The organism is Pseudomonas sp. NPDC089752, assembly GCF_044748725.1.
GTDB lineage: Bacteria > Pseudomonadota > Gammaproteobacteria > Pseudomonadales > Pseudomonadaceae > Aquipseudomonas.
In genome coordinates, this window is the sequence record NZ_JBIVGP010000004.1 from 251,773 (window position 1) to 269,578 (window position 17,806).

A 17,806-nucleotide genomic window follows, 5' to 3' on the forward strand; every position below is an offset into this window, starting at 1 on the left:
CGTTTGTAGCCATGCCTCTTCATGAGTCATGGGTTGCCAGGACATCCGCATGCCCAGCCAATCCGATCTGCGTTACAGCTTCCAACCATTCGTTGGCAGAGCTGAATTCGAAGTGGTGTCGTTCACTTTGAACGAGGGGGTCAGCACGCCCTTCTCTCTGGAATTGGAGTTGATCAGCTTCGAGCCCGACATCGACTTCGGCCACTTGCTCGACAAGCCCGTACTCTTCACGATCTGGGAGCAAGAGCGGCCAGTGCGTTACGTTCACGGCCTGGTCAGCAGTTTCAGCCAAGGCGAGAGCGGCTTTTATCGAACCTACTATCACGCCCTCGTCGAACCCCTGCTGGCCCGTGCCGATTTGCGCTCGAACTGGCGTATTTTCCAACACAAGACCGCGCCACAAATCCTCGAAATGATGCTCAAGCGCCAGGGCATCACCCAGTTCCAGATCATTGCCCACGAGAACCATCAGGTCCGCGAATTTTGCGTTCAGGCCGGCGAAACCGATCTTGAATTCATCGCCAGGTTGGCGGCCGAAGAAGGCTTCGTCTACCGCTTCGAACATACCCCCGAGCTTCATAAATTGCTCATCAGCGACCACCTGCTGACGTTTGGGTTGATTGACCAGGGGCTCAGCGCGAACGACGACGAGGACTACAGCGATGACGGCAACCCCGCGAAGCCCAACACGGTGCTTTACCAATCCAACGGCGGCGGCGATCCCGCGCAGCCCTGCCTGAAGCACTTGCGCTACAGCGAACAAGTGCGCAGCGCCCGCCAGGTGCAACGCGACCATACCTTCACCAACCCGGAATACCGCCAGCAGCACAGTGCCTCGGGCACCTATCTGCAGCACCAGTCCAAGGACTACGAACGCTTCGACTATCCCGGCCGCTACAAACGTGACGCAGCCGGCAAACCCTTCACTGAAACCCTTATCACTGCCCGCCGCCACGACGCCCGTATCGCTGAGGTCAAGGGCGACGACGTGCGTCTGCAACCAGGCCTGAGCTTCACCCTCACCGGGCACCCACGTGAGGCGCTGAACATGCACTGGCGAGTCGCCAAGGTGAAGCATCAAGGCAGCCAATTCACCAGTCTGCAAGAAGAGGCAACCGGCGTGGATCAAAGCACGCGCTATGAGCAGACTGCCGTACTGGTACCTGGTCGCACCGAGTGGCGGCCAGCGCCACTGGAGAAACCACGGGTCGACGGCCCGCACATGGCCACCGTTGTCGGGCCGCCGGGCGAGGAAATTTATTGCGACCAGTGGGGGCGGGTCAAAGTCAGCTTTCCCTGGGACCGGGAAAGCGAAAACAACGAGTTCAGTTCCTGCTGGGTGCGTGTATCGCAAAGTTGGGCCGGTGGCAGCTGGGGCGCGATGGCCATTCCTCGCGTCGGCCAGGATGTGGTCGTCCAGTACGTCAACGGCGACCCCGACCAGCCGATGATCATCGGCCGTACCTACTGCGGCAACCAACTGCCACCTTATGACCTGCCCGATCACAAGACCCGCATGACCATCAAGAGCCAAACCCACAAGGGAGCTGGATTCAACGAATTGCGGTTCGAGGATGAGTTGGGTCGGCAGGAAGTGTTCATCCATGCCGAAAAAGACCAGAACAACGTGGTCAAGCACGATGAGACAACCCAGGTAGGGCGTAATCGCATCGAAGCAGTGGGCAATGACGAGCAGTTGAAAGTCGGCAACGATCTCCACCAGGTAACCGGGCGCGACCGTACTCATCTGGTGGGCAGAGACTACCGCGCCACCATACGTCACGACCTGATCGAACACATCGACAACGACCACCATGAGTCCACAGGCGTCGATCACCGCGTCTTCATTGGCGGCCAAAGTGAAGTCTCGGTCAACGGCTCGCAAAGCATCTGCGTCGGTGGCGGCATCGATCAGCAAACCACCACCTTTCAACTGCAGGCCAGCGAGCGCATCGAGTTCAGAAGCCCCGGCGGGAGCATCGTTCTGGATCAGCAGGGCATTACCCTGAACGGGCTCAAGCTGACACTGCTTGGGCCAACCCAGGCGGCCGCAGATGGCACAGGGAACAACGTGGCGCTCGAGCTGACGTCCGATGCAGGCGACGACTGCAAGGAGAAAGGCCGATGAGCAGTCACGTATTGATCAAGCGCATTCTCGATGACCACCGCCCAGGGTTGTACTGCTATGTATTGCTGGACCCGCTCGCAGCTGCGGAAAGTAGCGAACATTCCTTGATGAAGCATCTTGCCTCGGCGCTCGGCGAACAGGCTCTTACCCGGGTGTATCGACCCGACTTGCCCAGCGAACCTTCGCTGCATCCTGTGCTCGTCTGCCTGTCTTCTGCGGATATTCAGCCTTGCACTTCATTGCTGGAAATGACTGCTCTGGTCGCACAGCAGGATATCCAGCGACGAAAACGCTACGTGTGTGGCTGGCTGCTGAGCGAGGCAAATCCGACAGCGCTCGCGGGGCATCTGACCGCACTGTGCCGCCTACCCGATGGCAGCGGTTCAACCACTTGCTGCCCCATCTTTGAACCCCTGCGCCTGGAACTGCTGGCAGCCATGTCCGACCGTGCTCAGGGGCCATGGTGGCCGATTGACCGCTGGGTGTTCCTCAGCAGCGGCGGCAGCCTGGCAACCTTGAAAGGCAATCCTCAGGCCGCTCGGGGTCTGCCTGCGAATGCCTTGCGAATCCAAGGGAATGTACCGCTGATCGAGGCCGTGTTGGCAGTATGGCGCTCTGTGTCCGCCCTCTCCGGCGCAACCAACGCCCCGGTGATGCCTCCATTCGCTGCTGTCCGTACATCAAATCATATCGATGATGCACGTGGGCTCGGCTTGAGCGAAGGCCAAGACATCCAGGTGCTTGCTCTTCACATGCTGTGCTTTCACCCAAAGCTGCACACCCTCCAAGTAGTGCTCGACATGGTCAACACGGCCATCAACCAGCAACGTCCTCTGGCACCCATGCTGGCCCAATACTCCGATTCGGGCTGGCAGCGCCTGGTCGCCACCCTTCCCCGGTCCGAGGCCTACCCATGAGCATCAGCCAGAGCATCGCCACTTTAGTCGCCGAAACCGATTTCCTCCTCACCCCCTGCAAAGCCTGCCAGCGCCAAGGCCTGCCGATCCTGCCCCTGCGCCAAGCCTTGGTCCCCGATACCCGCCCTGGCCGTGACTCGGCCACGCAAACCCGCATGGGCCTGCGCACCTTGCGCAGCGGCTACCTCTACGTGCTGCTCGACCAGCGTATCTGGCACGCCTACGAAGTGACCGACCACGGCCACCTGCGCCGCTTCAATCCCTACGAACCGCCACCCGGGCCACCGCCGCCGCTGCCCGAACGGTGCACGCAGGCGGACCATGACCTGCCGTCTTCCTTTCTCAACATCGACACCGAGGCCTACGGCTCGGCCTGGTTGGCCTTCTCCAGCGATGCCTGGCCGGTCAGCGTGCTGCAGGCCTACCGCAATGGCCAGGCGCCCGCGCACCGTTTCGAAGGGCTGGACCTGACCCAGGCGCGCAACAATCCCGAGCTGCTCGGCCTGGCCATGACCCCGGACAACCTGCAAGTGGACAAGCAGGTCTTCGAATACGCCCAGCAACTGAACGGCCCATTCGACAGCGCCCACGGCTTCCACAGCCGCTTCCTGCGCAAGTTCGCCCTGCGCGGTTACGTGGTCAACGCCATGCAGCAGCACGCGCTGGAAAACGGCGTGCTGGCGGTGGTGCTCGACGACACCGTCGGCCTGGTTCAGGAGTACAACCACCAGCGCCTGAACTGGGTGGTCAAACGCCAGGCCTGGCGCGAGGATCCGCTGCGCGCCTACCAACTGCAGACCTCGCAGATTCTCAAGATCATCCGGGAAACACAGCGTGAATGGGCGGCTCAAGAGATACAGCCGTCCTTCGAGCCGCAAACCGGCGACGGCCCGCCGATGTTCACCGACCGCGCCACAGAGCGCCAGCGGCTGGTGGACGTGCGCCAGCGGGAGAGCGATGAAAAGCTCGAAGAGCGATATGACGAACCCCGGCGCGCTGCCTTCCAGGCCGACTACGACCAGCAGGAACTTCAGTTCCAACGCCACATCGACCAACACGCCGCCGCTTACGTAGCGTACTGCGAAAGCGCAGCCTTCGCCCTGATCGAGCGGCATGACTACGACGGCAGGAACCGCGAGTCGGGCATCGCCTACACCAAGACCATGGCCGGCTGCCTGGCGGGCGGTATCACCAAAGCGCCTTCCACGAGCGCCGAGCCCGACGCACCTGCCGCCGGCACCAGCGCAGCCCTGTGGCTCAAGTGGCTACAAGACCCGAACAGCCCCGCTTACCGCGCCTTGCTGCTGCGCGATGTCGCCTTGCTGGCCGCGCTGCTGCCCAGCTTTTCGCAGACCGAACCGAACAACTGGAATGACAGCGAAAAGCTCTACACCGCCTTGAGCAAGTTCATCGCCAGTGAAGACGCCGGTCTCAAGCTGCGCGATGCACTCAAGCAGTCGGTCACCGAACTGCAGGGGGCAGTCAACGCGGCCAGCCAACGCCTGGCCGTGTGGCTCGACCCCGGTGTGCAACAGGTCGTCCGCCACCTGAACAGTGCCAGCCAACGAATCTACAACGGCGTGCACCTGGTCGAGCTGCAGGTGCAGATGAAGCTGGGCGAGTACTACGCCTTGCAGAGCGCGCACCTGCGCGAACTGCAGAACAGCGCCAGCGAGAAACTGGCCAAGGCGCGGACGAAGATGATGCCGCCGCTTCATGAAGTCATGGCGGGCGTGGAGAACAAGGCAAACAAGGTCAAGCCCATCATCCAGACCGGCTTGCTGAGCCTGGCGGTGCTCGACCCGAAGGTGGCGCACACGGTGGTCAACGTCAGCGTCTGGGTCGAGGGTACGGCCCACGAACTGCATGAACGCCTGGCCAGTGAGGCCAAGTTGAACGTCAATCAACTGGGGCCTGCGGCACAGATGACGCTGGTCGATCTCAAAGTGGCGGCGGGGACACTGGAGCCGAGTGCGCGCAAGTTGCTCGATGGCATGCGGATCAGTGCGGGGCAGGCTTCGCGGTTGGTGAGCGATGGTTTTACCGGGTTGAGGGGGACCGGCAAAGGGTGGGAGTTGCTGTTTTCCATCGGCGGGCTTTATTTGTTGAGTGACAGCCTTGGGAAGAATCTGAAAAAGGCGGAGGAAGAACTGGGACCGAAGTCCAGTGAAGCGATGATGGCATTGTATGGGTCGAGCGTAGGGATTCTGGGTGGAGGTATTGAGCTTTTTGGGTTGCTGATGCCACACAAGAAAACTATCCCTAACAATGTCTCGATTGGCCGTACAGTTGCTCGTGCTGGAGCAATAGTCAGCGCTGTAGCTGGTATATTCGATATTTCACAAGCGTTGGCTGCAAAAAGGCGAAGTCTAGTTTCTGGCGATGAAAACGCACACAAACTCTATCGACGCGCGGTCATTTCAGCAACATTTGGTACTGGCTCGGCATTCGCGGCAGTTCTATTCCCGACCCTGCTTGGCCCTTTAGGCCTGGCTATAGTTTTTGGACTTGCTACATTCGCACTAATGAGATCAGCTTCTCTTAACGAATCCACCCCATTAGAGCAGTGGGCAAGGCGCTGTTACTTTGGTATAGCCAATGAGCATCCGAGCATTCATTGGAATTCACCCAACCATGCAGATATTGCACTTTCCGAATTAAATGCATGCACACTTGGCTTGACAAGCCAGATAACGTTTCAGACTAACCGAGCAAACCATTCTAGCAGTTCAAAAATTGGAGGACTTGTAAATATAGAAACTAACACCACCCTTAAGTTTAAACTAGAATTACCTTTATACTCTGAAAGCCGCTCAAGTTACCACTACACTCTCGTAATCCATCGCGCGGGAGATGGTAGCGGCCCATGCTATTCCGGCGGAGAGGTGATAATTAATATTGAACACGCCGCCCCAAACTTCGAAACAAGAGCATTGAGCCACTCTTCCCTTACACCCTCACAGTCACCAAGAATCCCCGACTACAAACCTGAAACTATAAAAATCATCGAAAAAACACACTCTCCAGCATCATCCGGCGACTCATCACACATCAAGGTTATTATTGGAAGTGTAGAACTCAATTCTCAGCTAGGAAGGCACAACATATTATCGGCTTCGCTTGTCGTTGCGTACTGGCCAGACCGAAACATTCCAAACGCCGCTGCCGAAATCATGATCCAGGAGGAAAAACAATGAGCCCGCTAAGTCGTGGAGCCGGGTGGAAATATGATATACCTCCTAACACTCCCCCAACACCAATAGAGGCAACTCTTGCGTCTTTAGACCCCCCTCCAAACCATATAGATAATAACTACGTAGAAATCCCAAGGACCACCCTAAAACTAAGGGGATACTTTGTAGTTAGCGGTCCACTTATGCTAATGCTAGTCACAATCGAAACGATTTATGCCCTACTATACGACTTCAGTTACGGAGCAAGCTTTGACGTATCTCTTTTCATCGTGACACTGGCACTTTTCACCGGCTCATTTTTTTGCATTACACCCTACATCCGCTACGAACTAGGCCTGCCGCGCGACGAGCCCATCCGTTTCAATAGACACCGTCGAAAAGTGTATTTCTACCAATACAGAATGAATCGACTAAATCCCTTTGGCCGCAAAGGATGGGGCGTCCAGCCCATCGCCTACGATTGGGACGCTCTCACTGCCGAGGTTTACCGCATGTACCTGCCAATGGGCTACGGCGGTTTGAAGGAGGAAGTACGGATATCAGTCCGCGACCTTGAAAGCGGTGAAGTCATCGACCGCTTCTTCCTAAGCGACGACATTCAAGAAGGTGAGCAGTACTGGGCCATCGCCAGGTTATTCATGCAAGAAGGTCCCGATGCAATTCCTGACTTTATTTACCCACCGCGGGACTGGAACGAAGAGAAGCTTTCCAACCCCTTCGACCAACGTGCCCCTAAAGTCAAATGGCCCGCCGCGATGGACCTGGAATCCCGCACCGCCCCCAGCCCCGGAGAACAATCATGAAACCTGTCGTATTAGTCGGCCATGCCCATGACTGTCCAATCCATGGCAAAAACGTCGTGAAAACGGGCAGCCCGACTTACACCTTCAACGGTAAGTCCGTGGCCAGAATTGGCGACAGTACCAATTGCGGGGCAGTGATCGTCAGCGGCTCGGCTACTTACACGGTCGATGGGATGGGTGTGGCCCGCATGGGGGACCGCACAGACCATGGTGGTGAATTGGTTGAAGGGGATGCTGGCTGGCAGCTTGAGTGACCAGCCAGCAAATGGCAGGGGGCTGTACTGCCTAAACCTTGAACGCCCCAATCAACCGCTTCAACTCCACCACCTGCTCCGACAACGCCCTGCTCGCATCCTCGGTCTGGCAAGCCCCCAGGGTAGTGTCCTGCGCCGCCCGGTTGATTGCGACGATGTTCTGGTCGATATCATGGGCCACCGCCGTCTGCTGCTCGACCGCTGCCGCAATCTGCTGGTTCTGCTCGACGATCCCGCCGACCGCGCCAAGGATATTGCCCAACGCCTGTTGCACCTGGCGCGCTTCGTCGACCGTGCCTGCAGCCATCTGGTGGCTGCTGCCCATAGCCCGTACCGCCGCGCCGACGCCATCCTGCAGGCGCTGGATCATCTGCGCGATCTGTGCGGTGGAATCCTGCGTGCGCTTGGCCAAGGTGCGCACTTCGTCGGCGACCACGGCAAAGCCACGCCCTTGCTCGCCAGCCCTGGCGGCTTCAATGGCCGCATTGAGCGCCAGCAGGTTGGTCTGTTCGGCGATGCTACGGATGACTTCCAGCACCTGGCCGATCGCCAGGCTGTCGTCCGCCAGTTGATTGATCGCCACCACTGTCTGGTCTATTTCGGCGGCCAGCCGTCCTATGTTGCCTTGCTGGCTTTCCACCAGCGTGCGGCCATTGGCGCTTTCGCGATTGACCTGTTGCGCGCCATCGGCAGCCAAGCCAGCACTGCGCGCCACTTCCTGAGCAGTGGCGCTCATCTGGTTCATCGCCGTGGCGACCTGCTCGATCTGTTCACGCTGGCCGCTGACGGCCTGATTGCTGCGCGCCGACACTGCCAATACTTGCCCGGCCTGCGCCTCAACGGCCACAACGGTATGGCCGACCTGGTCGATAAGGCTGCGGATGCGATGCACGGTTTCGCTGAAACCCTGGGCCAATTCCCCCAGTTCATCGCGGCTGTGTGCCTGGAAGCTGACCGTCATGTCACCCGCTGCGACCTTGTCCATGGCGCCGCCCAACTCGCGCAGGGTCGTGCGGGTCGAGACGTAGAACCCGCCGTACAGATAAACGATCAATGCAAACACGCCAGCCAGCACGGCGGCCAAGGCCAGCATGCGCAGGTGCTGCTGGGCGAGTCGATCCTGCAATTGGCCATGCAGGTGACCGAGGATCGCCTCGTTGAACTGGTGGGTGCGGGCCATCAGGTCGCTGACCTGTTGATAGAACGCCGGCCAAGGTGCATCCAGGGTTTCTGCGACCACCACTTGCTCTTCGAACAATGCAGCGGCTTGCCTGATGGAAGTCTTGCTGCGCTCGGCCACGTCAGCCAAGCCGTTTCCGAGGCCGGCATCACTTGCCAATGCGTCATCCACGCGCAGACCATAATCGGCTGCCAGACGCTCCAGTTGCTGCAACAGGTCTTCAAAGCGAGCGCTGCCGGACGAATCGATAAAGCCTCGGCCAAGCGCGATGGCCCCCATCGCCCTGCCCTCGCCCAGGGCCTGGGTCACCTGGGCCGTGGCTGTGCCGAGCAACTCGCTCAACTGCCGCACTGAAGCCTGATTGTCCTGGCTGAGGCCGGACTGGCTCGCCACCAGTTTATTCAACACCTGAGCTTGCGTTAGCAGTCGCTCGACCAGGGCGACCTTGTTCTGTAACGACGACTCGGCTGCAGCGCTGGTGAAGGCGCCAGCCAGCTCTTCGAGTTTGGCTTGGGGCACTGCATCCTGGCCTTGCAGGGCCAGCAGCTGCGCATGAACCCTGTCCTGCAACGCGGCGATGCGTGTCTCTACATCCCCGGCCTGGCCTGACTGACCAAGCACGGCATTGATTTGCAGGAGGTTGCCAAGGGTTTCCAAGTCTGCGCGCAACGCCAGGCTGCCGCCGAGCGGGGCAATGCCTTGAAGCTCGGACCGAGTGGCCTGGTATTGCTGATAAGCGTCGCGGACCAGGTAGCTGCTGGTGGCCAGCATCGGCAGGAAGAACAGAACGCTGATGAGGCTGAACTTCTGGCCGAAGCTCAGCCGGTTCATCAGTGCAATGGCCGGGTAGAGCAGACGCTTCACAGGCACCTCCTTGGATTCTTTTTGTTCTGCGAGGGGTAGCACTAGGCCACCAATCTAGCGCAGAACGAATCGGAGGTTTGTAACTTAAGGTTAACCGTTGCTCAGACCAGAACAGTCCACAGGGCAAACCCGGCATACCAAAGCACTGCGCAGCGCAGCAGCAGCTCCCACAGGCTATCTAGCCGCCCCAGCCCACGTTGGGCGTCCTCTTCCTCAGGAATATCATCGGCAATGCGCCCGACTCGAGCCACCAGGTGCCCGGCACTGATGTGCCAGTTGAGCAACTCGTGCAGCATCACCCGGGTCACAGCGACGAAGTTGCCGACCAGGGCAAAGCTCAGCGCCAGTACCCGAACCGGCAGCCAATCCATGATGTGCCGCAACTGCTCGGCACGCGCCTTGAGCGCAGGTTGCTGGCTGTTATCAGCCGTCAGCGCCAGCAGTCGGTAAGCCAACGCCGCGCCGGGGCCGAGCACGAAATACCAGAAGATCACCGCGAAGAAGCTCTGGTACGCCTGCCACAGCAGGTAACCCTGCACCCGCACCAGCAAGCCATGGGGTTCGTCGGCCACCAGGCCCAGGTCGCGTTCAGCCACATGCAGCGCGGCCTGGTCATCACCCCGCCGCCAGGCATCGCGGAATGGCCCGAGGGCTGCCTTGGCGTCGCCGCGGCCGAGGCTGTAGATCAGCACCAGCAGATGCACCGGCAGGGCCAGCAAGCCATAGGCCACCGGGTCGAGCACATGCAGGAGCAAGACCAGCACCGCCACGGGTGCCACCACCAGAATCGCCAGGCTCCACCAGGGGTGGACCTTGCCGCTGCGCTCCAGGCGCACCAGCTCCCCCAGGAAGAAACCATCGCGTTGCACCTGATGGCGCAGGGCAGAGAACTTCTCGACCCACAGCGCCAGTATCAACACCAGAAAACTCATGCCTTGTCCTCGCTAGCCAGCACGGCGGCGCGATAACGCGCCCAATCGAATGCCGGACCGGGGTCAGTCTTGCGCACCGGGGCAATGTCGCTATGGCCCTGGATGCGGCCTTGGTCGATGGTCGGCCAGGCGGCCTGGATGTGCCGCGTCAGCTGCTCCAACACGGCGTACTGGGCATCGGTATAGGGGAGGTCGTCGGTGCCTTCCAGTTCGATACCGATGGAAAAATCATTACAGCCCTCGCGCCCCTCGAAGCTCGACACACCGGCATGCCAGGCGCGGTCGAGCAACGACACGAACTGGGTCACTGCGCCGTCGCGCTCGACGAACAGGTGCGCCGACACGGTCAGCTGGCTGATGCTGGCGAAGTAGGGATGCTCGTCGGGGTCCAGATGGTTCTGAAAAAACTGCTGGACCTTGCCGGTGCCGAAGCAGGCCGGCGGCAGGCTGATGTTGTGGATCACCAGCAGGGAAATCGATTCGCCCTCGGGGCGCGCGTTGAAGTTCGGCGAAGGGCAATGGGTGATTCCGATTCCGTGGAACCAGCCGGTGGCAAGGTCCAATTGCATGGGGCAGATCCTGAAAAACGCCGGGTACAGAAGCGCAGTATGCCTTGCCCGTGCTGCGCTGTGCAGGTGAATCATTTGGACGTGTGTCAATGCACCTGCTGCTGGCGCAAACCGTCGAGCACGCATTCCAGTGCCCGTTCGAACAGCAGCCCGTCATCCAGCAGCCGCGCTTCGCCGAGGCGCAGGGCCTGGGCCAGGCCTTGCGCGGTCCACTCACGCACCTTCAGCCCGGTACGGTTGGCAAAAACCAGGCGATCGCTGCTGTCGATGCGTGCCACCAACTTGCAGCGCAGCGGCTCATCATCGTCGAGCACCTCGACCCAGGCGCCGATACGCAGGCGCTGCACGGCTCGCAGCTGCGCGGCGTGGTCGTCGGGCTGACGCAGGGGGGCGCATGCAGACTCTTCGGCGATGGCCAGCACGATATCTTCGTTCACCAGCACCTGCGCCACCTCAGCAGGCCCTTCGGCGCCTGCGCAAGCGCGCAGGTGCAGTCGTTCGAGTTGCTGGAAAAAATCACGGGTCGCCGTCGAGTCCAACGCGACACTGGCCAGGCCTTCACGCAGCGCCTTCAACAGGCCAGGCACGTGCTGCAGCAGCGCTTGCGGATCGCGGTGCGGGAGAATGCTGGCAAGCAAGGTGTCCATGGTGGCCAGCGCGTTGCGCCAGGCTGGCGAACCTTCGCCCTGCTTGAGCCAGGCCAGCAGCAGCACCTGGCTCCAGGTTTGCACCAGCATCTGCACCACCACCTGTGGCAGCATGCGCCCGCGCAATCGCTGGTTGAGCGCCTGCTGCACCTGCTGGCGCGCCTGCAGGGCACGCACCCGGCCTTCTTCGGCATCGCGGGTGCGTTGTTCGAGCAGTTCGTTGCGTCGGCGCTCGTCCTGGCTGAAGGCCAGGAAATCTTCCAGCAGCTCGGTGAACAGGCTGACGTCATCGTCGAAATCGTTGAGCAGCCGCTGAACGATGCGCTCTACCCGCTGGTGCAGGCTCTCGCGCAAGCCCTCGCTGCCGCTTTCCCAACCGATCGCGGCGGCGCCGATCTCGTTGAGCAGGCGGCGCGCCGGATGGCTGGCACGGCTGAACAGCCCTTTGTCCAGCAGCGCCACCTTGAGCAACGGGATGTGCAGGCGCACGATCAGCGCACGCAGGCTGTGCGCAAGGTTGTCGTCGGCATGGATATGATCGAACAGCAAGCCGACGAGATTGATCATGTCCTCGTCGGCCGTGGCGATACGTCGGCGCGTGCCGCTACGCACACTGACCCGCAGCAGCAACTGTTCAAGCTGCTGGCCGAGGTCGAAATCGTCCTCTTCCAGGGCCGCCGGTACGTAGTGCTGCAAATGCGAAAGCAAACGCAGCAGGTCGGCTGTGCCGATCGGCTGCGCCGTTGCAACCGCGTGCAAGCGTGGAGCAATCCGCCCACGCGCCGGGGCCAACAGCCCTTGTATCGACGCGAAGAACGCTTGGCCGACACTGTCTGCGCCGATCTCATCAGGCTCAAGCGTGGCCGATATCCGCCGCGAATCGTTGCGCCGATCTTCGGCACGCCGCCGCGGCGCCGGCGGCAGCTCTGCCAGCACACCGGCGGCGGCCAGCAGTTGGTTGGCCTCACCATACAGGACGTCGATGTCACGCAGCACGTACCGCTCGAACAGCTTCAGCAGAATCAGCTTGACCCGCAGGCCAACGCCCAGATTACGCCCTGCTTGCAGGAAATAACTGCTCAGCGCGGCAGGCCCGAGCGGGTTGTGCTGCGGAGCCAGGGTGCACTCAAGCAATGCCTGCAGACGCAGGCTCAGTTGATCGAGGGCAAGCCCATCGCGAGACAGCACCCGCGCGACCATGCCCTCGACGGTCGCGGCACGTTCCAGTTGCGCCTTGTTTCGCGAAGGTTCGTTGGCCACCATGAAACCCAGCGGGTCGACTTGGCCGATGCGGGCGAAGGTATCGTAGAAGACATCGAGAAAGCCGCGCTCGATGCTCTTGCGCTTGAGGCGCAAGTCGCGCATCGCTTCAAAGTACAGGTGCTGGTCGAAACGGTCGGCGGCCTTGTCGGCCATTTCGAAGAGGGTATCGTCGGCGTTGTCGAACAACGCCTGCAGGCCCTGGCGCAATTGCAGCGCGGCCTTGTCGCGCACCTGCAGCAGAAGCACCGGGAGGCAAGGCAAGGGCGTGCGCGCTCCTCGATCGATGGCGGCCGCCAGGGGCACCACCTTGCCTTCTTTAAGCATCCCGAACTCCTTGCTGGGTGACTGGTTCGATACAACGAAAAATCGTCAAAGCTATGACGCCAAATACTGGGCGCCATTATCGGTAAAAAAGCCGATGCCTGCCAGCACCTCTTCACGTGTCGGTAAATGACTGTATTTTTTGCCAAAAGCTCATTCGGCCTGACCAAAGGTGGGCTGCATGACCGCTGTACACCCAGGCCCCCTGCCCTATAATCGGCGGCACCTAGCTTGTGGAGCCGACCATGCCGAACCTACGCCTTGCCGACCTGACCGCCGAGATCGAAGCCAATGTGCGCCGCGCGCTGCTGGAGGACATCGGCAGTGGCGACATCACCGCCCAGTTGATCCCGGCCGAACGCTTGGCCAAGGCCACGATCATCACTCGCGAGGATTGCGTGATTGCCGGCACCGCCTGGGTCGATGCCGTGTTCCGCCAGCTCGACCCGCGCGTGGCGGTGCACTGGCAAGTGGCCGATGGCGAACGCGCCAAGGCCAATCAGGTGCTGTTCCACCTCGAAGGCCCGGCCCGCTCGCTGCTAAGCGGTGAGCGCAGCGCGCTCAACTTCCTGCAGCTGCTGTCGGGCGTGGCTACCCGAGCACGTCAGCTTGCCGACCTGGTCGAAGGCACCCAGGTGCAGTTGCTCGACACCCGCAAGACCCTGCCCGGGCTGCGCCTGGCGCAAAAGTACGCGGTGACTTGCGGCGGTTGCCACAACCACCGCATCGGCCTGTATGACGCCTTCCTGATCAAGGAAAACCACATCGCCGCCAGCGGCGGCGTGCCCGAAGCGGTGACGGCCGCGCACCGCATCGCCCCAGGCAAGCCGGTGGAAATCGAAGTGGAAAGCCTGGACGAGCTGCGCCAGGCACTGAACGCCGGTGCCGACATCATCATGCTCGACGAACTGACCCTGGACGAAATGCGCGAAGCGGTGCGCATCACCGCTGGCAAGGCCAAGCTGGAAGCCAGCGGCGGGGTCAACGAGACCACCCTGCGAGTGATTGCCGAGACCGGTGTGGATTACATCTCCATCGGCGCGATGACCAAGGATGTGAAGGCCGTTGACCTGTCGATGCGCCTGAGCCTGTGAGCTGAGCACAGGCAAAAAAAACCGGCCAGATGGCCGGTTTTTTATTGCGCTTGGATCAGAACGAGGCGTTGGCCAAGCCGTCCAGGTAACGCTCGACGTCCAGCGCCGCCATGCAACCCGCGCCAGCCGAGGTAATGGCCTGACGGTACACGTGGTCGGCCACGTCGCCTGCGGCGAACACGCCTTCGACGTTGGTGGCGGTGGCATTGCCTTCACGGCCGCCGTTGACCACCAGATAGCCGTCCTTCAAGGTCAGCTGGCCTTCGAACAACGAGGTGTTCGGGGTGTGGCCAATGGCAATGAACACGCCGTCGACCTTGATTTCGTCGCTGCTGCCGTCGTTGTTCTTCAGGCGCGCACCGGTCACGCCCATGTTGTCACCCAGCACTTCGTCCAGGGTGGCGTTGAGCTTGAGTTCGATCTTGCCTTCGGCGACACGGGCATTGAGCTTGTCGACCAGGATCTTCTCGGCGCGGAAAGTTTCGCGGCGGTGCACCAGGGTCACTTTGCTGGCGATGTTGGCCAGGTACAGCGCCTCTTCCACGGCAGTGTTGCCGCCGCCGACCACGGCGACCGGCTTGTTGCGGTAGAAGAACCCGTCACAGGTCGCGCAGGCCGAAACGCCTTTGCCCATGAACGCTTCTTCCGACGGCAGGCCCAGGTAGCGGGCGCTGGCGCCGGTGGCGATGATCAGCGCGTCGCAGGTGTAGGAGCCGCTGTCGCCTTGCAGGGTGTAGGGCTTGTTGGCCAGGTCGACGGCGTTGATGTGGTCGAAGACGATCTCGGTCTCGAAGCGCTCGGCGTGTTCCTGCATGCGTTGCATCAGCGCCGGGCCGGTCAGGCCATGGGGGTCGCCCGGCCAGTTGTCGACTTCGGTGGTGGTGGTCAGCTGGCCGCCAGCCTGCATGCCGGTGATCAGCAGCGGCTTGAGGTTGGCGCGGGCGGCATACACCGCGGCGCTGTAACCGGCAGGGCCGGAACCGAGGATGATGACGCGCGAATGACGTACTTCAGACATGTCGAACTCCTGTCGAGCAGGCCGCAGGGGCCGGCATCGGTAAATTAAAAAGGGCCCACGCTGCACTTGGGGAAGGCTACTACGCGCAGGCCCAGAAACCGAAAGTTGAGCGCACTGTAGCGAGGTGGCAGAGATTAAGGAAATATCCTTCGACAATCCACCTCATAGGCAACCTCTATACGTGAATTTCACCTGGGCAAAAGCCTCCCAGGGTTTTGTTACAGGCGGTTTCCCAGCCCTCGCCCGCCTTTCGTCGGCGCGGCAAAGCCGGTAAGGTCAGCGCGGTTTCCCTTCTCTGCGGAGTGTCTCGATGCAAGCCCCTGTCCTCTCTGGCCCCCAGTACCTGCGCGAAGGCCTGAAACTGGTGCTGAGCCCCAACCTGCGGTTGTTCGTGCTGCTGCCCCTGGCGATCAACCTGCTGCTGTTCGGCGGCATGATCTACTTTGCCGGTCATGAATTCGGCTTGTGGCTGGATGCCCTGATGCCAACCCTGCCGGACTGGCTGAGTTTTCTCAGCTATATCCTCTGGCCGCTGTTCGTCGCCTTGCTGGTATTGATGGTGTTCTTCAGCTTCACCCTCGTGGCCAACATCATCGCCGCGCCGTTCAATGGTTTCCTGGCTGAAAAGGTCGAAGTTGTGGTGCGTGGCCAGGACAACTTCCCGGCTTTCAGCTGGGGTGAACTGGTGGCCATGGTGCCGCGCACGTTTGGCCGCGAGATGCGCAAGCTCGGCTACTTCCTGCCGCGGGCCATCGCGCTGTTCATCCTGTCGTTCATCCCGGTTGTGAACGTGATCGCCGCGCCGCTGTGGCTGATTTTCGGTGTGTGGATGATGGCCATCCAGTACATCGACTACCCGGCGGACAACAACAAGATGAGCTGGCAGGACATGCTGGCCTGGTTGCGCGAGAAGCGCTGGCAGTCGATGGGTTTTGGTGGGATTACCTATCTGGCTTTGCTGATTCCGGGCGTGAACGTGCTGATGATGCCGGCCGCGGTGGCGGGGGCTACGTTGTTCTGGGTGCGCGAGCGCTAGCAGACGTAAATACCGCCAGTCGTATCAGTAGCCGTTCGATGGCAAGCACGCGATTATCGAAGCCTTCGCGCCATTGCCAGTGATGATTACGTGCAGCTGACTGCTTGACGCAGGCCCGTTATCCGGCGCCGCTGGTGCCGGATACACTGCGTAGATTCATACCAGCAGCCTTCAGTGGCTGAGCTGGCTGGAGAATTGCCCCACTGCATCCACCACTTTCTTCGCCCCTTCCTGAATTTCGACGATCACCCCACCGGTGTCCGCAGCCAGTGCAAGCCCCTGTTCTGCCTGGCGCTTGCTGGTGTCGATGATATCCACTGCCGCCTGGGCAAGTTGTTCGTTCTGCTGCACCACCTTGGCGATCTCTTCAGTTGCAGTACTGGTTCGTGACGCCAGCTGGCGCACCTCGTCGGCGACCACCGCAAACCCCCTACCCTGTTCACCGGCACGCGCGGCCTCGATGGCGGCGTTGAGCGCCAGCAGGTTGGTCTGGCCAGCGATGTCGCTGATGGTCTTGATGATCGCGCCAATCACTTTCGACTGTTTGTCCAACGCCTGGATGCCTTCGGCGGCATCTTGCATCGACCCCTCCAGGCCACGCATCACCTCGACGGTCTGGGTCACCACGTCGGTGGCCTTGCGCGCACTGCTGTCGGTTTCCAGTGAGGTGTTGTAGGCAATATCCGCAGCCTGCGCCACGGCCTGTTCCTGATTGACCTGGTCAGTGATCACGGTGGCGAACTTGACCACTTTGTACAGCACGTCGTGGGCATCGATGATGGGGTTGTAGGACGCTTCCAACCAAACCGTGCGCCCGTGGGCATCGACACGCTTGAAGCGCTCTGCCACGTACTCACCACGCCGCAGCTTTTCCCAAAACGCCTGGTAGCCCGCCGAGCTGGCTTCCTCCGGTTCGCAGAACATCCGATGGTACTTGCCGCGCACCTGCTCCAGGGTGTAACCCATGGTCTGCAGGAAGCGGTCGTTGGCGGTCAGTACCTGGCCATCGAGGTTGAACTCGATCACGGCGGTGGAACGCATCAGCGCCTTGATCAGGCTTTCATGCTCGCGCGAGGTCTCGATGGTGCGGGTCAGGTCGCTGGAGTGCATGGAGAAATGCTTGATGCGCCCGTCGCTGCTCTTCACCGGTTGCAGGATCGAACGCAACCAGGCTTCTTCACCGTTGCCACGCAGCAGGCGAAAAGCCCCATTGAGGTGCTCACCGCGGGTGATGGCCGTTTTCATGCGTTGGAAGAAGTCGAGCTTCTTCACATGCGCAGGCACGATGTCTTCGATGTGACGCCCGATCAGCTGCTCGGGACGGTAGTGCATCTCTTTCTCGAAGTTGCCGTTGACCATCTCGATACGCCCCTGGGGGTCGAGCTGGAGCACCAGCATTTCGCTGTCCAGGCTGCTCTTGACCTGCTCGACGGAAAACAGGTCCTCGCGCAGTTGCTGATTTTCTTTCTTGAGCTTGCTGTTGAACATCACCGCTCCCGGAGCGTGTCACCTGATCGAATGCATCTGCATCGGCTGCCTCCGCTCGCTTCTTGAGGGCTTGAAAGGAAATATTCATACAAGCGAAG

General features: G+C 60.8%; 13 protein-coding genes and 1 pseudogene. 7 read left to right on the forward strand and 7 right to left on the reverse strand.

Annotated features, from left to right (window positions below; genetic code table 11):
• Positions 1 to 49 precede the first annotated feature (49 nt).
• The 5 genes from ACIPZF_RS08535 to ACIPZF_RS08555 all read left to right on the forward strand — a co-directional run bounded on the left by ACIPZF_RS08535 (position 50) and on the right by ACIPZF_RS08555 (position 7,296).
• Positions 50 to 2,128: a type VI secretion system Vgr family protein gene (locus ACIPZF_RS08535; protein WP_400797662.1), complete on the forward strand. Its 2,079-nt coding sequence runs from the start codon at positions 50 to 52 to the stop codon at positions 2,126 to 2,128.
• Positions 2,125 to 3,045 carry a hypothetical protein gene (locus ACIPZF_RS08540; protein WP_400797665.1) on the forward strand — a complete coding sequence of 307 codons (921 nt, stop codon included), beginning with the start codon at positions 2,125 to 2,127 and terminating at the stop codon, positions 3,043 to 3,045. The genes ACIPZF_RS08535 and ACIPZF_RS08540 overlap by 4 nt, the downstream gene beginning before the upstream one ends.
• Entirely contained in the window at positions 3,042 to 6,242 is a 3,201-nt protein-coding gene (locus ACIPZF_RS08545; protein ID WP_400797668.1) for a T6SS effector BTH_I2691 family protein, read from the forward strand. Before ACIPZF_RS08540 ends, ACIPZF_RS08545 begins: the two co-directional genes overlap by 4 nt.
• Before the next feature lie 185 nt (positions 6,243 to 6,427).
• Entirely contained in the window at positions 6,428 to 7,042 is a 615-nt protein-coding gene (locus ACIPZF_RS08550; protein ID WP_400797671.1) for a DUF6708 domain-containing protein, read from the forward strand.
• Positions 7,039 to 7,296 carry a PAAR domain-containing protein gene (locus tag ACIPZF_RS08555; RefSeq protein WP_400797674.1) on the forward strand — a complete coding sequence of 86 codons (258 nt, stop codon included), beginning with the start codon at positions 7,039 to 7,041 and terminating at the stop codon, positions 7,294 to 7,296. Before ACIPZF_RS08550 ends, ACIPZF_RS08555 begins: the two co-directional genes overlap by 4 nt.
• A gap of 31 nt (positions 7,297 to 7,327) precedes the next feature.
• Here the strand turns inward: ACIPZF_RS08555 and ACIPZF_RS08560 are convergent, their stop codons facing one another.
• The 5 genes and pseudogenes from ACIPZF_RS08560 to ACIPZF_RS08580 form a co-directional block, all read right to left on the reverse strand.
• On the reverse strand, positions 7,328 to 8,041 hold the full coding sequence (locus tag ACIPZF_RS08560) for a methyl-accepting chemotaxis protein (protein ID WP_400798087.1): 714 nt from the start codon (positions 8,039 to 8,041) through the stop codon (positions 7,328 to 7,330).
• 144 nt (positions 8,042 to 8,185) lie between these two features.
• Positions 8,186 to 9,307: pseudogene (locus tag ACIPZF_RS08565) on the reverse strand (HAMP domain-containing protein); the annotation flags it as partial.
• Between the two features lie 134 nt (positions 9,308 to 9,441).
• Entirely contained in the window at positions 9,442 to 10,272 is an 831-nt protein-coding gene (ampE, locus tag ACIPZF_RS08570) for a regulatory signaling modulator protein AmpE (protein WP_400797677.1), read from the reverse strand.
• Positions 10,269 to 10,841: a 1,6-anhydro-N-acetylmuramyl-L-alanine amidase AmpD gene (ampD, locus tag ACIPZF_RS08575; protein ID WP_400797679.1), complete on the reverse strand. Its 573-nt coding sequence runs from the start codon at positions 10,839 to 10,841 to the stop codon at positions 10,269 to 10,271. Before ampD ends, ampE begins: the two co-directional genes overlap by 4 nt.
• A gap of 86 nt (positions 10,842 to 10,927) precedes the next feature.
• Positions 10,928 to 13,075, reverse strand: a complete 2,148-nt coding sequence (locus ACIPZF_RS08580; RefSeq protein ID WP_400797682.1) for a DUF1631 domain-containing protein — start codon at positions 13,073 to 13,075, stop codon at positions 10,928 to 10,930.
• Between the two features lie 242 nt (positions 13,076 to 13,317).
• On the opposite strand from ACIPZF_RS08580, the gene nadC reads away from it, so the two are divergent.
• Positions 13,318 to 14,166 carry a carboxylating nicotinate-nucleotide diphosphorylase gene (gene nadC, locus ACIPZF_RS08585; RefSeq protein ID WP_400797685.1) on the forward strand — a complete coding sequence of 283 codons (849 nt, stop codon included), beginning with the start codon at positions 13,318 to 13,320 and terminating at the stop codon, positions 14,164 to 14,166.
• A 55-nt stretch (positions 14,167 to 14,221) separates the two neighbouring features.
• Here nadC and trxB read toward each other — a convergent pair whose 3' ends face one another.
• Positions 14,222 to 15,184: a thioredoxin-disulfide reductase gene (trxB, locus tag ACIPZF_RS08590; RefSeq protein WP_400797688.1), complete on the reverse strand. Its 963-nt coding sequence runs from the start codon at positions 15,182 to 15,184 to the stop codon at positions 14,222 to 14,224.
• Between the two features lie 310 nt (positions 15,185 to 15,494).
• On the opposite strand from trxB, the gene cysZ reads away from it, so the two are divergent.
• Complete coding sequence (gene cysZ / locus ACIPZF_RS08595; protein WP_400797691.1) at positions 15,495 to 16,220, forward strand: sulfate transporter CysZ; 726 nt, start codon at positions 15,495 to 15,497, stop codon at positions 16,218 to 16,220.
• 171 nt (positions 16,221 to 16,391) lie between these two features.
• Here the strand turns inward: cysZ and ACIPZF_RS08600 are convergent, their stop codons facing one another.
• Positions 16,392 to 17,708: a methyl-accepting chemotaxis protein gene (locus ACIPZF_RS08600; RefSeq protein ID WP_400797694.1), complete on the reverse strand. Its 1,317-nt coding sequence runs from the start codon at positions 17,706 to 17,708 to the stop codon at positions 16,392 to 16,394.
• Between the last annotated feature and the right edge of the window lie 98 nt (positions 17,709 to 17,806).

Excerpts from the sequence above, each read along its gene's own strand:
- ACIPZF_RS08535 (WP_400797662.1), top strand. The coding sequence starts at position 50 with ATGCCCAGCCAATCCGATCTGCGTTACAGCTTCCAACCATTCGTTGGC.
- ACIPZF_RS08540 (WP_400797665.1), top strand. The coding sequence starts at position 2,125 with ATGAGCAGTCACGTATTGATCAAGCGCATTCTCGATGACCACCGCCCA.
- ACIPZF_RS08545 (WP_400797668.1), top strand. The coding sequence starts at position 3,042 with ATGAGCATCAGCCAGAGCATCGCCACTTTAGTCGCCGAAACCGATTTC.
- ACIPZF_RS08550 (WP_400797671.1), top strand. The coding sequence starts at position 6,428 with ATGCTAGTCACAATCGAAACGATTTATGCCCTACTATACGACTTCAGT.
- ACIPZF_RS08555 (WP_400797674.1), top strand. The coding sequence starts at position 7,039 with ATGAAACCTGTCGTATTAGTCGGCCATGCCCATGACTGTCCAATCCAT.
- ACIPZF_RS08560 (WP_400798087.1), bottom strand. The coding sequence starts at position 8,041 with ATGAACCAGATGAGCGCCACTGCTCAGGAAGTGGCGCGCAGTGCTGGC.
- ampE (WP_400797677.1), bottom strand. The coding sequence starts at position 10,272 with ATGAGTTTTCTGGTGTTGATACTGGCGCTGTGGGTCGAGAAGTTCTCT.
- ampD (WP_400797679.1), bottom strand. The coding sequence starts at position 10,841 with ATGCAATTGGACCTTGCCACCGGCTGGTTCCACGGAATCGGAATCACC.
- ACIPZF_RS08580 (WP_400797682.1), bottom strand. The coding sequence starts at position 13,075 with ATGCTTAAAGAAGGCAAGGTGGTGCCCCTGGCGGCCGCCATCGATCGA.
- nadC (WP_400797685.1), top strand. The coding sequence starts at position 13,318 with ATGCCGAACCTACGCCTTGCCGACCTGACCGCCGAGATCGAAGCCAAT.
- trxB (WP_400797688.1), bottom strand. The coding sequence starts at position 15,184 with ATGTCTGAAGTACGTCATTCGCGCGTCATCATCCTCGGTTCCGGCCCT.
- cysZ (WP_400797691.1), top strand. The coding sequence starts at position 15,495 with ATGCAAGCCCCTGTCCTCTCTGGCCCCCAGTACCTGCGCGAAGGCCTG.
- ACIPZF_RS08600 (WP_400797694.1), bottom strand. The coding sequence starts at position 17,708 with ATGTTCAACAGCAAGCTCAAGAAAGAAAATCAGCAACTGCGCGAGGAC.